We start from the raw sequence: 13,936 nt of genomic DNA on the forward strand, positions 1-13,936 counted from the left end.
CTGGCGGTCTACGTGATGAAGGAACAACTCAAGGCACTCTGGTCGGCACCCACCGCCTGGGCCTGGAGGCGCGCCTGGACGCAATGGCTGCGCCACGCCCGGGAAAGCGGCATCCCGGCATTGATGCACTTCGCCAAATGCCTGCGCCCCTACTGGCGCGGCATCCTCAGCCGAGTCCGCTGGCCGATGCACACCGGCCTCGTCGAAGGCATCAACAACCGCATCAAGGTCATCAAGCGCATCGCTTACGGCTACCGCGATGACGACTACTTCTTCCTCAAGATCCGGGCCGCCTTCCCCGGAGTTGGGAGATGAACCAAAAAAAGGGCGGCCGAAGCCGCCCGGGGATTGCCGGTGGAAGCCAGGATTACTGCGGCATCAGCACGCTGTCGATCACGTGCACGACGCCGTTGCGCTGGTGCAGGTCGGCTGCGACCACGCGCGCGCTGCTGCCCTTGGCGTCGGTCAGCACGATGCCGCCCTTGCCGTCGGCGCGCGCGGTTAGGGTGCCGCCCTGCAGGGTTGCGAGGGTGGCGCTGCCGCCGTTGGCCTGGATCTGTTTCGCCAGTGCGGCGGCATCCACGCTGCCGGCCACCACGTGGTAGGTCAGCACGCCGGCCAGCGCGGACTTGGCCTCCGGCTGCAGCAGGCCTTCCACCGCGCCGGCGGGCAGCTTGTCGAAGGCGTCGTTGGTGGGCGCGAACACGGTGAACGGACCGGCGCCCTGCAACGTACCGACCAGGTCGGCGGCCTTCACCGCGGCCACCAGGGTGCTCAGGCTGGGGGTGGCAACGGCGGCGGCCACGATATCCGTGCTGGCCTTCGCATCATCGCTGGCGACGACGGGCGAGACGGCACGGCCGGGGGCGCTGCAGAGGGCCAGCGCCAGCGCGCCGGCAACGGCAAAAGGCAGGGTCGACTTCATCGGGGTTCTCCAGGGAGTGGGGGATGCAGGCCGCAGGCCGCAGGCGCGGATGCGTTGCAGGGCCTGATACGCGCAGTGCCCACGGATGGATGCAGCAGGCGGTGCAACGGCCGCAAACCGGTGTGATGGCGCGCTTAGCGCGCTTTCGGCCGGTTTGGGTTAAGCCGCTGTCGACGTTCATCTTGCATCGCCGGAGGGATTCAGCGTGCCTGTGTAGGGTTGGCATGTCCGTCGCGCCAGGCGCTTCGGCATTGATCCGTTTTGATCCCCCGCAAAACAAGAGGACTGCATCATGACCAAGCACAACAAGACCAATCTGCTGTTCCCGCTCGCCGCCGCGTTCGCGCTGGCCTCGCCCGCCGTGTTCGCCCAGAGCCACGGCGCCGGTGCGCACGTCAACGCCAACGCGTCGGCACGCGTGCCCACGCAGATGCCGGCGCAGGCTTCGGCCGGCATGGAGATGCGCGCCGAGCCGCAGCAGAAGGCGACGCCGGCGGTGCCGGCCACGCCTGCCACCCCGGCGGTGCCGGCGTCGAAATCCGATGACGGCAAGGCCACGCCTGCCGAGCCGGCAACCCCGGCCACCCCCGCCGAGCCTGCGGCCAATACCGACGGCAAGCAGACCAAGAAGGATTGGAGCGCGCTGGACACCGACGGCAACGGCAGCCTCAGCGTCGCCGAAGCCGCGTCGCTGGAGAGCCTGGCCAAGGTCTTCGCGCAGGCCGACACCGACGCCAACGGCGAGCTGACCGGTGAGGAATACAAGGTTTGGTGGTCGGCCAACGGCGGCGGCAAGGCCGACAAGCACTGAGTCGGGCGGCGGCTGTCTGGTGTTGCATGGCGCAGGGAAGCGCCGGATGGCTGCCGGTAAAGCAGCGGAGTGGATCGGGATGGCCCGGTCCGCTCCGTTTTTTTTGTTCCGTGTGGACGTTCCGAGTGGGCTATCGCCCGCCGCATAACAGACGCCCCGGCCAGCACGTGACCGGGGCGCCCGCCCCCGTTCCACGCCGGGTTGTTCAGTCCTCGCGCGGCAGCACGGTGAGCACGCGCTGCACGAAGACCGCGTATTCCTGCATGTACTTGCGCAGGAAGTCGGCGGTGCCCTGGTTGCTGACGTTGCCGTCGTCGTCGATCAGGTCGGGGGTGAACTGGATGTAGGCTTCCATGGTGTTCATCAGCGGCGAGTTGCAGAAGCACAGCACGCCACGCAGGTGCTGCTGCGCCACCGCGGTGCCGATCGAGCCGGGCGAGGTGCCCACTACGCCGGAGGGCTTGCGGCTGAAGGAATTCTGGCCCCACGGGCGGCTGGCCCAGTCGATGGCGTTCTTCAGCGCGCCGGGGATCGAACGGTTGTATTCCGGAGTCACGAACAACACCGCGTCCACCTCGGCAATCGCCTGCTTGAAGCGGCGCGCCACCTCGGGGTAATCGGCGTCGTAGTCGTAGCTGTACAACGGCAGCTCGCCGATGGCGATCTCCTGCAGCGCCAGTTCCGGCGGCGCCAGCTTGACCAGCGCCTTCGACAGCTTGCGGTTGATCGAGCCCTTGGCCAGGCTGCCTACCATGTAACCGACCTTGTACGTTTTCATCGCACGACTCCAACGGGACGGAATGCCCACGTTGGCATGCGATTGGTTACGTTCCGGTCAGGAACCGGCGTGATGCGGCGCTGCCCCGATCGCGCTCAGTGCGCGCCGAAGAACCCCGCGAACGCCGCCACGGTGCGGTCGATGTCGTCGTCGTCCACGTCCAGGTGGGTGACCAGCCGCAGGGTCGGCAGGTAGCCGATACTGATGCGGATGCCGGCCTCGCGCAGGTGGGCGTCGAGCGCGCGCAGGCGTTCGGCCGGCACGTCGATGAAGACCATGTTGGTGTGCTGGCCGAGCAGGCGGATGCCGTCGATGGCGCGCAGCGCTGCGGCCAGCCGCGCCGCGCGGGCGTGGTCGTCGGCAAGCCGCGCGATGTTGTGGTCCAGCGCGTGCAGGCAGGCTGCGGCCAGCATGCCGGCCTGGCGCCAGCCGCCGCCGCAGACCTTGCGCCAGCGCCGCGCCTTGTCGATCAGCGCCTGCGAGCCGACCAGCACCGAGCCGACCGGCGCGCCCAGCCCTTTCGACAGGCACACCGACACGCTGTCGAAATGCCGCGCGATCTCCCGCGCCGGTACATCGCAGGCGACCGCGGCATTGAACAGGCGCGCGCCGTCGAGGTGATAACCCAGGCCATTCGCGCGCGCCAGCTCGCCGGCTTCGCGCAGGTAGTCCAGCGGCAGGGTGCGGCCGTGCCAGGTGTTTTCCAGCGCCAGCAGGCGGGTGCGGGCGAAGTGCGGATCCACCGGCTTGATCACCGCCGCCACCTGCGCCAGCGGCAGGCTGCCGTCCTCGTCCTGCACGATGGGCTGCGGCTGGATCGAACCCAGCACCGCCGCGCCGCCGCCTTCGAACTTGTAGGTGTGCGCGTCCATGCCGACGATGTATTCGTCGCCGCGCTCGCAATGCGCCAGCAGCGCCAGCAGGTTCGACTGGGTGCCGCTGGGCACGAACAGCCCGGCCTCGAACCCCAGCTCGTCGGCCAGCCGCCGCTGCAGGGTGTTGACCGTCGGATCTTCGCCGTACACGTCGTCGCCCACCGGCGCCGCGTACATCGCATCGCGCATCGCTTCGCCGGGTTGGGTCACCGTGTCGCTGCGCAGATCGATCACCTTCATTTCCATTCCTTCAGCACTTGGTTGGCAGGGGGTACAGGCGCGCGATCGCCGCCGGCACCCGTGCATCGTAGAAGCAAAAACCCGCGGGCGTCGCCGCTCGCTAGACCGGTTCTCCGGCGGCGTGGTTAAGCCCGCGTCGAGATTCAGGTTTCGCCGCGGCAGGTGTTCAGACCGCGTCGGTAAGGTGGGCCTGCGGCTGCGGACACGAGGGTTCGCACAGGCGATACGGAAACAAGAAACCGCACGCAAGGACGCGTCGACAGGACGTGGTTGTGGCACGAAGGGCGGCGCAAGCCGCCCTTCGTTTTGTTGCGCTGGTGATTTGCAGCGATCGCGATGCGCGACACCCGATGGGCGTTTTTCGAAGGCCAGCCAAGCAGCGGCGACCTCGCAAGTCGCTCCCCGATACTCGCTTTGTTGCGAGGCCGCCGCTGCCCGGCTGGCCGCGTGTTGGTTTCGCTTCGGTGGGCACAAGATTCGCGGCTTGATTGCAAGCGTGATGCATCAGACATCACCGGCGCGCGGAACCATTCGCATCCGCTCGATGCGGCCTGCGCGCGGCGTAAAATCACGCGCTCTGTCCGCTATCGAACGACGCCCCATGACCACGCTGCCGCCCTGCCCGAAGTGCAACTCCGAATACAGCTACCAGGACGGTGCGCAGCTGGTGTGCCCGGAATGCGGGCATGAGTGGGTGCCGGGCGAGGCCGATGCCGGCGACGAGGCCAAGGTGATCAAGGATGCGGTGGGCAATGTGCTGGCCGATGGCGATACCGTCACCGTCATCAAGGACCTGAAGGTGAAGGGTTCGTCGTTGGTGGTGAAGGTGGGTACCAAGGTGCGCAACATCCGTCTGGTCGATGGCGACCACGACATCGACTGCAAGATCGACGGCATCGGCCAGATGGGCCTGAAGTCGGAGTTCGTGAAGAAGGCCTGAGCCGGCGCCGCCGGTTTGATCTGGGTCAGCCGCGGCGGGATTCGCCGTCCGCGTGGGTTCACCGCGCCGGATAATCGGTACCGGAAAGGTACTGATTAAGCCCGAGGCGAATCCAGATGGACATCCAGCGCTACTACCACGACCACGCGCAGATCTTCCGCCAGATCGACACCCTGCGTGAACTCTCGCGCGCCGGCGTGCGCGAGAACGCGGTGCGGATCAGCGAGATCATCACCGGCACCGCCAGCCACATCAAATTCCACCTGGCAGCGGAGGACCGCGTGCTGTATCCCGCGCTGTCGCGTTCCGGTGATGCGCAGGTGGCGGCGATGAGTGCGCGCTACCGCGGCGAGATGCAGGGCATCGCCAGCGTGTTCGCCGCGTTCGTGACGCAGTGGCGGGTGCCGTCGCGGCTGGTGGCGGACCCGGACGGCTTCCGCCGCGATGCCAACACCGTGCTGCGCGCGCTGTTCGACCGCCTGCAGCGCGAAAGCGTCGAGCTGTATCCGGCCGCCGAAGCGGTCTGAGTGCGGGCTTCAGCGCGCGGCGACGCGGTTGCGTCCGGCGTGCTTGGCCGCGTACAGGGCGAGATCGGCCCGCTGCAGCAGGCTGGCCTTGTCGTCGCCTGGCTGGCGCTGGGCCACGCCGATGCTGATGGCGGCGCGCAGGCTGTCCGCCACCCGCACCAATACCTCGTCGCCAACGCCGCGGCCGTGGCTGTCGTTGTTCGACTTGAAGTGATCGATATCCGCCAATGCCACGCCCGACGGCGCGTCGCATCGCATCGCATCGCGATGCCGGACGATCGGGCTGCGCCAGCCTCGCCAGCGCCACCACTGCGGTCAAGCCGCGCTCCTTACACCACCAGCGCGGCCTGCAGCGGCGCACCGCCCCAGCGTGCGCGTCCGCCCAGTGCGGCGATCTCCATCATCACGCTGGCGCCGACGATCTCGGCCTGCAGCAGCAATGCCAGTTCGCGCGCCGCCAGCAGCGTGCCGCCGGTGGCCAGCACGTCGTCGACCAGCAGCACGCGCGCGCCCGGCGCCACCGCGCCGGCCTGCACCTGCAGCGTGTCCTGCCCGTATTCCAGCGCATAGCTGGCCTCCAGCACCGGGCCGGGCAATTTGCCCGGCTTGCGCAGCGGCACCAGCCCGGTGCCAAGGGCGCGCGCGAGCGGCGCGCCGAACAGGAAGCCGCGTGACTCGATCGCCATCACCGCGTCGATGGGCACGTCGCGCCACGGTGCGGCCAGCGCGTCGATGACCGCGGCGAAGGCATCGGCATCGGCCAGCATCGGCATGATGTCCTTGAACAGCACGCCGGGGCGGGGGAAGTCGCGGATGTCGCGGATCAGGCGGGGCCAGTCGGTCATGGCGTGGTTGCGGAAACGGGAGGTTCGTCATTCTGCATGCCGGGGCGGGCCCGTAGAATGCGGCGATGGAAAATGCATCCCGCGGCGGCATCGCCCTGGTCGGTTTCGATGCCGATGACACCCTCTGGCGCAGCCAGGATTATTTCGACGAAGCGCAGGTGCGGTTCGAGCGGATCATCTCCCGCCACGTCGACCTGGCCGACCTCGGCCGGCGCTTGTACGAATACGAGGCGCGCAACATCGCCTTCTTCGGCTATGGCGTGAAGGGCATGGCGCTGTCGATGGTGGAGGCCGCGGTGGACATCACCGGCGGGTGCATCCCGGGCGCCGACATCAAGCGCATCGTGCTGTTGGCCAAGGAGCTGCTGCGGCATCCGGTGGAGTTGCTGGACGGCGTGCGCGAGGCGGTGGAAGCGGTGGCGGCGCGGCATCCGGTGGTACTGATCACCAAGGGCGATCTGTTCCACCAGGAAGCCAAGGTCCGGCAGTCGGGCCTGGCCGACCTGTTCCGGCGCATCGAGATCGTCAGCGAGAAGGATCCGGCCACCTATGCGCGGCTGCTGGAGGAATTCGAGGTGCCTGCGCGCCGCTTCCTGATGGTGGGCAACTCGCTGCGTTCGGACATTGCGCCGGTACTGGAGCTGGGCGGATGGGGCGTGCACGTGCCCTATCATCTGACCTGGATGCACGAAGCCGGTGCGCAGCCCCAGCAGGGGCGCGTGCGCATGCGTGAGGTCGCAGCCATCGACCAGCTGCTGCCGGCGGTGGAAGAGCTGCACGCGCTGGCCTCGGCGTGAACGGAACCAACGGAGTGGATGCATGATCGATTTGAACGGCCGCACCGCCATCGTGACCGGGGCGGGGGGCGGCCTGGGCCGCGCGCACGCGCTGTTGCTGGCGCAGCGCGGGGCGAAGGTGGTGGTGAATGATCTTGGCGATGCTGCCGACGCGGTGGTGGAAGAAATCCGCGCCGCCGGCGGGCAGGCGCGCGCGGCCAAGTGTTCGGTGGTCGATGCCGAGGCTGTGCAGGCGATGGCCGATGCGGTGCTGGCCGACTGGGGCAGCATCGACATCCTGGTCAACAACGCCGGCATCCTGCGCGACAAGAGCTTCGCCAAGATGGAGTTGGCCGATTTCCGGCTGGTGCTGGAAGTGCACCTGATGGGCGCGGCCAATTGCACCAAGGCGGTGTGGAACGCGATGCGTGAACGCAACTACGGCCGCATCGTGATGACCACTTCGTGCAGCGGGTTGTACGGCAATTTCGGCCAGGCCAACTACGCCGCGGCCAAGATGGGGCTGGTGGGGATGATGCAGACGCTCGGCATCGAGGGCGCCAAGCACGACATCCGGGTCAACTGCCTGGCGCCCACCGGCGCCACCCGGATGATGGAAGGCATCCTGCCGCCGGACCAGCTGGCCCAGTTCAAGCCGGAGCTGGTCAGTCCCGCGGTGCTGGCGCTGGTTGCGGAAAACGCGCCCAACCGCGCCATCCTCAGCGCCGGTGCCGGCGGTTTCGAGTTGGCCTACGTGGCCCTGACCCAAGGCATCCATCTGGGCGAAGCGGCCAGCGCGGAGGCGATCCTGGAGCACTGGGTGGAGCTGAGCAGCCGCGATGACGATTTCGTGCCGGCGCAGGGCTTCGACCAGGCCAGGCATGAACTGCACAAGGCCGGGTTCGGCAGCGATTCCTGAACGGCGCCAGCCTGCACAGGCGCGTTTTCATAACGCGTTCACCGCCACGGTAGACACTGGAACCACGCCGGCACGACCGGCATCGCAAAGGAGCTTCCCATGCGCCGCATCCGCCTGATGTCCTCGCTCACCCTGGCCGCCGCGCTTGCAGCAGGTGCGGGCAGCGTGAGCGCACAGACCCTCAGCCTGAACTGGAATCCGCGCAGCGGCGATGTCTGGGTGGATACCCAACTGGCGGACATCAACCGCTACGGTTACAGCTATCGCGATCCCTTCATCGACGAGATGGTGCGCTACCACGGCGCGCCGCGTGATCTCGTGACCGATCTGCTGGTCAACCGCCGCTGGGCGCCGGGCGATGTCTACTACGCCTGCACCATCGCCCAGATCATCAACCGGCCGTGCCGCTACGTCGCCGACGAGTGGCAGGCCAATCGCGGCCAGGGCTGGGGCGTGGTGGCCAAGCGGTTGGGCATCAAACCGGGTTCGGCGGAATTCCACCGGCTGAAGCGCGGCTTCGTGCCGACCTATGACCGCTGGTCGCGCCCGATCTCCCTGGACGACGACCTGCGCCGCGCCTATCCGAACCGTGGCAAGGGTCATGGCAACAAGCCGGGCAAGATGCACAACGGCGCGAGCAACCATGACCGCGGCAATGGTCACGGAAATGGCAAGGGTAATAACGGCAAGGGCAACGGCAAGGGCCGCGACCACCACTAAAGCCCCCCGGCGAGCGCCGTTGCGTTGAGTCGCGTGCGCCGGCTGGTTGCCCCCGCAGCGAATGTCCCCCGGCAGCGGACTGACGTCCGCTGCCTCCTCCTTGATTTCGCTGCAGGGGCAACCGGCCGGCGCTCCGTGATGGTGTGGCGCGTCGGTCAGGCCTGCGGCACCCGCACCCAGCCTTCCATCAGCACCCGCGCGCTGCGGCTCATCACGGCGCGTGTCACCGTCCACTGGCCATCGATCTGCGCGACGGATGCGCCGACCGCCAACGTGCCCGAGGGATGGCCGAAGTTCACGGCATGGCGGGTGCCACCGCCTGCGGCGATGTTCACCAGCGTGCCCGGCACCGCCGCCGCGGTGGCGATGGCGACCGAGGCGGTGCCCATCATCGCGTGGTGCAGCTTGCCCATCGACATCGCACGCACGTTGAGGTCGATGCTGGCGGCGGCGATGTGCTTGCCGCTGGATGAGGTGTAGTCCTGCGCCGGCGCGACAAACGCCACCTTCGGCGTGTGCTGGCGCGTGGCCGCTTCTTCCGCCGTCCGAATCAACCCCATGCGCAGCGCGCCGGCCACGCGGATCGCTTCCAGCTTCGCCAGCGCGGCCTTGTCTTCGTTGATTGCCGGCTGCAGCTCGGTGCCGGCAAAACCGATATCGGCGGCGTTGACGAATACGGTGGAAATCCCGGCGGTGATCATGGTTGCCTTGAGCGTGCCGACGCCCGGTACGTCGAGGTCATCGATCAGGCTGCCAGTGGGAAACATCGAACCGCCATCGCCGTCGTCGTCGGACGGGTCGATGAACTCCAGCACGATCTCGGCGGCGGGGAAGGTCACGCCGTCCAGTTCGAAATCGCCGGTTTCCTGCACCTGCCCGCCGCGCACCGGCACGTGCACCAGGATGGTCTTGCCGATGTTGGCCTGCCACACCCGCACGGTGACGGTGCCGTCCTGCGGGATCCGTTCGGCAGGGATGAAGCCGTTGGCGATCGCGAACGGGCCGACCGCGGTGGTGAGGTTGCCGCAGTTGCCCGACCAGTCCACGAAGGCGGTGTCGATGCTGACCTGGCCGTACAGATAGTCGACGTCGTGATCGGGCACGCTGGCGGCGGCGATGATCACCGTCTTGGACGTGGACGAGGTCGCCCCGCCCATGCCGTCGGTGTGCTTGCCGTAGGGATCGGGCGAACCGATCACCCGCAGCAGCAGCGCATCGCGCGCCGCCCCCGCCACCCGCGCCGCTTCCGGCAGGTCGTCGCGCCTGAAGAACACGCCCTTGGAGGTGCCGCCGCGCATGTAGGTGGCGGGGATGCGCAGTTGCGGAAGCGATGACATGGCGGAGCCTGCAGTGGGTGCGGGTGTCCATTTTCGCGCCTTGCCGGCGCCGGTGCGAGTTCAGGCCGCCAGCAGGTCCATGAACTCGCGCACTGGCATGGCTTCCAGCCGCGCCTGGTCCAGCGCCACGTCGAGGATGCGCTGCTGGCGCGCAGCATCGAAGCGCCGCGCCAGGTTGCGGCGGAATTTTTCCTCCAGCAGCGGCAGGCCTTCATCGCGGCGGCGCGGATGGCCGATGGGGTATTCCACCAGCACCTCGTCCAGCGCGCTGCCGTCCCTGAAATGCACGGTCAGGCCGTTGGCAATGCTGCGCTTGTCCGGATCGTGGTAGTCGGCGGTGAACTGTGGTTCCTCCACGCAGCGGATGCGCGCGCGCAGCGCGTCGATGCGCGGATCGGCAGCCACGTCGTCCTCGTAGTCGGCCGCGGTCAGCCGGCCCAGCAGCAGCGGCACCGCCACCATGTACTGGATGCAGTGGTCGCGGTCGGCGGGGTTATCCAGCGGGCCGTCCTTGTCGATGATGCGCATGCACGCGGCCTGGGTGCGGATGACGATTTTCTCGATGTCGTCGATGCTGCGGCCGAGTTCGCGCAGCCGCTGATGCAGCGTCATCGCCGCCTCCACCGCGCTCTGTGCATGGAACTCGGCCGGGTAGCTGATCTTGAACAGCACGTTCTCGATCACGTGGTTGCCGTACTCGTGCTCGAAGCGGAACCCCCGGCCTTGGAAGCTCACGTCGTAGAAGCCCCACGCCGGTGCGGTCAGCGCGGCGGGATAGCCCATCTCGCCGGTCTGCGCGATCAGCGCCAGCCGCACCGCGCGCGAACAGGCGTCGCCGGCGGCCCAGCTCTTGCGCGAGCCGGTGTTGGGCGCGTGCCGGTAAGTGCGCAGGCTCTGGCCGTCCACGAACACCTGCGACAGCGCCGCCAGCGCCTGTTCGCGGCTGAGCCCGAGCAGCGACGACGCCACCGCGGTGGAGGCCAGCTTCACCAGCGCGACGTGGTCCAGCCCGACCTGGTTGAACGAATTCTTCAGCGCCATCACGCCCTGAATCTCGTGCGCCTTGATCGCGCAGGCCAGCACCTCGCGCATGCTCAGCGCCGCGCCGGCGCGGCTGCGCCAGTCGGCCACCGCGAGGATGGCACCGAGGTTGTCGGACGGGTGGCCCCATTCGGCGGCCAGCCAGGTGTCGTTGAAGTCCAGCCAGCGGATCGTCGCGCCGATGTCGAACGCGGCCTTGACGGGGTCCAGTTGCAAGCCGGTGCCGGGCACGCGCGCGCCGTTTTCCAGCGTGGCGCCGGGCACCACGGGTCCGAGCAACTTGGTGCAGGCGGAGTGCTCCAGCGCTTCCAGCGCGCAGCCCAGCGAATCGATCAGCACCAGCCGCGCACTCCGCCACGCCAGCGCGGAGGTGGGTTGGAAATCGCGGACGTAGTCGACGATGTCGACCAGCACGTCGTCCCAATCGGCCCTGGCAGACAGCACAGGCGAAGACATGGATGCACTCCCGTATCAATCAGTACCGTAATGGTACTCTTTCACGGGCAGTCGCGGCGACACATGCCCATTGCAAGGGCATGTGGCTTGGTCAGGCGCGCGCGGCCGGGGGTTCAGCCCGCGCTGTTGGCGGCGATGAAATCCTGCGCGAATCGCTGCAGCACGCCGCCGGCGGCGTAGATGTGCACGTCCTCGTCGGAATCCAGCCGGCAGGTGACCGGCACTTCGACGGTTTTGCCATCGCGGCGATGGATGCGCAGCGTCAGGAGGGTGCCGGGCGCGGGCGTGCCGAAAACGTCGAAGGTCTCGCTGCCGTCGATGGCCAGCGTCAGGCGGGTGGTGCCGGGCTGGAACTGCAGCGGCAGCACGCCCATGCCGACCAGGTTGGTGCGATGGATACGCTCGAAGCCCTCGGCCACGATCGCCTCCACGCCGGCCAGGCGCACGCCCTTGGCTGCCCAGTCGCGCGAGCTGCCCTGGCCGTAGTCGGCGCCGGCGATGATGATCAGCGGCTGGCGGCGCTGCATGTAGGTTTCGATCGCCTCCCACATCCGCACCACCTTGCCGTCCGGCTCGATCCGCGCCAGCGAACCCTGGCGCACGCTGCCGTCCTGGTTGCGCACCATCTCGTTGAGCAGCTTGGGATTGGCGAAGGTCGCGCGCTGCGCGGTCAGGTGGTCGCCGCGATGGGTGGCGTAGGAATTGAAGTCCTCTTCCGGCAGGCCCATCTTCGCCAGGTATTCGCCGGCGGCGCTGGAGCCCAGGATCGCGTTGGACGGCGACAGGTGGTCGGTGGTGATGTTGTCGCCCAGCACCGCCAGCGCGCGCATGCCGTGCATGGTGCGTTCGCCCGCCAGCGCGCCTTCCCAATACGGAGGGCAGCGGATGTAGGTGCTCTGCGGGCGCCAGTCGTACAGCGGCTTGGCCTGCTGGCCGCGCGCGCGCGGCGCGAACATCGGCTCGTACACCCTGCGGAACTGCTCCGGCTTGACGCTGGCTTTCACCACCGCGTCGATCTCGGCGTCGGACGGCCAGATGTCCTTGAGCCGCACTTCATTGCCGTCGCGATCGATCCCCAGCACGTCCTTCTCGATGTCGAAGCGCACCGTGCCGGCAATCGCGTAGGCGATCACCAGCGGCGGCGAGGCGAGGAACGCCTGCTTCGCATACGGATGGATGCGGCCGTCGAAATTGCGGTTGCCGGACAGCACCGCGGTCACGTACAGGTCGCGCTCGATCACTTCCTTCTGGATGGCCGGGTCCAGCGCGCCGCTCATTCCGTTGCAGGTAGTGCAGGCGAAGCCGACGATGCCGAAGCCCAGCTGTTCCAGCTCCGGCAGCAGCTTGGCGTCTTCCAGATACAGCTGTACCGCCTTCGAGCCGGGCGCCAGCGAGCTCTTCACCCACGGCTTGCGGGCCAGCCCGCGCGCGTTGGCGTTGCGCGCCAGCAGCGCGGCGGCGATCACGTTGCGCGGGTTGGAGGTGTTGGTGCAGCTGGTGATGGCGGCGATGATCACCGCGCCGTCGGGAATCAGGCCTTGCGCCTCCTCGTCGCGCGCGGCGTCGAGCTTGGTTTCATCGGCGATGCCGCGCTCTGCCAGCGCCGTCACCGGAAGCCGGCGGTGGGGGTTGCTCGGCCCCGCCAGCGTGCGGGTCACGCTGGACAGGTCGAAATGCAGGGTGCGCTCGTAGCGCGCGTGCAGCAGGTCGTCGGCCCAGAAGCCGGCGGTCTTGGCATAGGTTTCCACCAGCGCCACCTGCGCATCGTCGCGACCGGTCAGGCGCAGGTAGTCCAGGGTGTTGTCGTCGATGAAGAACATCGCCGCGGTGGCGCCATACTCCGGCGCCATGTTGGAAATCGTGGCGCGGTCACCGATGGTCAGCGCGGATGCGCCTTCGCCGCGGAACTCCAGATACGCACCCACCACCTTCTGCTGGCGCAGGAATTCGGTCAGCGCCAGCACCACGTCGGTGGCGGTGATGCCGGGGCCGGGACGGCCGCTGAGCTCCACCGCCACGATGTCGGGCAGGCGCATCATCGAGGCGCGGCCCAGCATCACGCTTTCCGCTTCCAGCCCGCCGACGCCGACGGCAATCACGCCCAGCGCGTCCACGTGCGGGGTGTGGGAATCGGTGCCGACGCAGGTATCGGGGAAGGCCACGCCATCGCGGGTGTAGATCACCGGCGACATCTTCTCCAGATTGATCTGGTGCATGATCCCGTTGCCCGCCGGGATCACGTCGACGTTGTCGAAGGCCAACCGGCACCACTCGATGAAGTCGAAACGGTCGGCGTTGCGGCGGTCCTCGATGGCGCGGTTCTTGGCGAACGCCTGCGGATCGAAACCCGGCGCTTCCACCGCCAGCGAGTGGTCGACGATCAGCTGCACCGGCACCACCGGGTTGACCTGCGCCGGATCGCCGCCGGCAGCGGCGATGGCTTCGCGCAGGCCGGCCAGGTCCACCAGCGCGGTCTGGCCAAGGATGTCGTGGCAGACCACGCGGGCCGGGAACCACGGGAAGTCGAGGTCGCGGCGGCGCTCGACCAGCTGCAGCAGGTAGTCGTTGATGCGGGTCGGCTCGGCCTTGCGCACGATGTTCTCGGCGTGCACCCGCGCGGTGTACGGCAGCTCCGCCCAGGCGCCCGGTTTCAGCGCTTCCACCGCCTCCCGCGCATCGAAATAGTCCAGCGCGGTGCCGGGCAGGTATTTGCGGTAGCTGGTGTTCATCATGGTGGGCAGGCAGT

General features: G+C 68.1%; 15 protein-coding genes. 7 read left to right on the forward strand and 8 right to left on the reverse strand.

Features of this window, described 5'->3' with window-relative positions; translation table 11 throughout:
• Positions 1-315 (forward strand): transposase (locus G582_RS15705; protein ID WP_028840055.1); only part of this gene is annotated, 315 nt, incomplete at its 5' end.
• Positions 316-367: 52 nt separating this feature from the next.
• On the opposite strand, the gene G582_RS0106105 is transcribed toward G582_RS15705, so the two are convergent.
• The gene (locus G582_RS0106105) at positions 368-925 is read right to left on the reverse strand and encodes a fasciclin domain-containing protein (RefSeq protein ID WP_028839079.1); all 558 of its coding nucleotides are present in this window, start codon (positions 923-925) and stop codon (positions 368-370) included.
• A gap of 292 nt (positions 926-1,217) precedes the next feature.
• On the opposite strand from G582_RS0106105, the gene G582_RS18305 reads away from it, so the two are divergent.
• Positions 1,218-1,736 (forward strand): hypothetical protein, encoded by a 519-nt coding sequence (locus G582_RS18305; protein ID WP_051246832.1) that lies wholly within the window; start codon positions 1,218-1,220, stop codon positions 1,734-1,736.
• 205 nt (positions 1,737-1,941) lie between these two features.
• On the opposite strand, the gene G582_RS0106115 is transcribed toward G582_RS18305, so the two are convergent.
• Complete coding sequence (locus G582_RS0106115; RefSeq protein WP_028839080.1) at positions 1,942-2,514, reverse strand: NADPH-dependent FMN reductase; 573 nt, start codon at positions 2,512-2,514, stop codon at positions 1,942-1,944.
• Between the two features lie 95 nt (positions 2,515-2,609).
• Positions 2,610-3,629 (reverse strand): low-specificity L-threonine aldolase, encoded by a 1,020-nt coding sequence (gene ltaE, locus G582_RS0106120; RefSeq protein WP_051246892.1) that lies wholly within the window; start codon positions 3,627-3,629, stop codon positions 2,610-2,612.
• 601 nt (positions 3,630-4,230) lie between these two features.
• On the opposite strand from ltaE, the gene G582_RS0106125 reads away from it, so the two are divergent.
• Together G582_RS0106125 and G582_RS0106130 are read left to right on the forward strand one after the other, a co-directional pair.
• Positions 4,231-4,569 carry a zinc ribbon domain-containing protein YjdM gene (locus tag G582_RS0106125; protein ID WP_028839082.1) on the forward strand — a complete coding sequence of 113 codons (339 nt, stop codon included), beginning with the start codon at positions 4,231-4,233 and terminating at the stop codon, positions 4,567-4,569.
• A 116-nt stretch (positions 4,570-4,685) separates the two neighbouring features.
• Entirely contained in the window at positions 4,686-5,096 is a 411-nt protein-coding gene (locus tag G582_RS0106130) for a hemerythrin domain-containing protein (protein WP_028839083.1), read from the forward strand.
• Positions 5,097-5,105: 9 nt separating this feature from the next.
• Here G582_RS0106130 and G582_RS0106135 read toward each other — a convergent pair whose 3' ends face one another.
• Entirely contained in the window at positions 5,106-5,354 is a 249-nt protein-coding gene (locus tag G582_RS0106135; protein WP_028839084.1) for a diguanylate cyclase domain-containing protein, read from the reverse strand.
• Between the two features lie 71 nt (positions 5,355-5,425).
• Positions 5,426-5,941, reverse strand: a complete 516-nt coding sequence (locus G582_RS0106140; protein WP_028839085.1) for an adenine phosphoribosyltransferase — start codon at positions 5,939-5,941, stop codon at positions 5,426-5,428.
• A 65-nt stretch (positions 5,942-6,006) separates the two neighbouring features.
• Between G582_RS0106140 and G582_RS0106145 the strand changes: the two genes are divergently transcribed.
• The 3 genes from G582_RS0106145 (at position 6,007) to G582_RS15715 (ending at position 8,356) form a co-directional block, all read left to right on the forward strand.
• A complete protein-coding gene (locus G582_RS0106145; protein ID WP_028839086.1) occupies positions 6,007-6,738 on the forward strand; it encodes an HAD family hydrolase in 732 nt (243 codons plus the stop codon).
• A gap of 22 nt (positions 6,739-6,760) precedes the next feature.
• The gene (locus tag G582_RS0106150) at positions 6,761-7,636 is read left to right on the forward strand and encodes an SDR family NAD(P)-dependent oxidoreductase (protein ID WP_028839087.1); all 876 of its coding nucleotides are present in this window, start codon (positions 6,761-6,763) and stop codon (positions 7,634-7,636) included.
• 99 nt (positions 7,637-7,735) lie between these two features.
• Positions 7,736-8,356 carry a hypothetical protein gene (locus G582_RS15715; protein ID WP_051246835.1) on the forward strand — a complete coding sequence of 207 codons (621 nt, stop codon included), beginning with the start codon at positions 7,736-7,738 and terminating at the stop codon, positions 8,354-8,356.
• 155 nt (positions 8,357-8,511) lie between these two features.
• Here G582_RS15715 and prpF read toward each other — a convergent pair whose 3' ends face one another.
• The 3 genes from prpF to acnD all read right to left on the reverse strand — a co-directional run bounded on the left by prpF (position 8,512) and on the right by acnD (position 13,919).
• On the reverse strand, positions 8,512-9,693 hold the full coding sequence (gene prpF / locus G582_RS0106160; RefSeq protein WP_028839088.1) for a 2-methylaconitate cis-trans isomerase PrpF: 1,182 nt from the start codon (positions 9,691-9,693) through the stop codon (positions 8,512-8,514).
• A 60-nt stretch (positions 9,694-9,753) separates the two neighbouring features.
• Positions 9,754-11,190, reverse strand: a complete 1,437-nt coding sequence (locus tag G582_RS0106165; protein WP_028839089.1) for a bifunctional 2-methylcitrate dehydratase/aconitate hydratase — start codon at positions 11,188-11,190, stop codon at positions 9,754-9,756.
• A 113-nt stretch (positions 11,191-11,303) separates the two neighbouring features.
• Positions 11,304-13,919: a Fe/S-dependent 2-methylisocitrate dehydratase AcnD gene (acnD, locus tag G582_RS0106170; RefSeq protein ID WP_028839090.1), complete on the reverse strand. Its 2,616-nt coding sequence runs from the start codon at positions 13,917-13,919 to the stop codon at positions 11,304-11,306.
• Positions 13,920-13,936 lie beyond the last annotated feature (17 nt).

Source organism: Thermomonas fusca DSM 15424, from assembly GCF_000423885.1.
GTDB lineage: Bacteria > Pseudomonadota > Gammaproteobacteria > Xanthomonadales > Xanthomonadaceae > Thermomonas > Thermomonas fusca.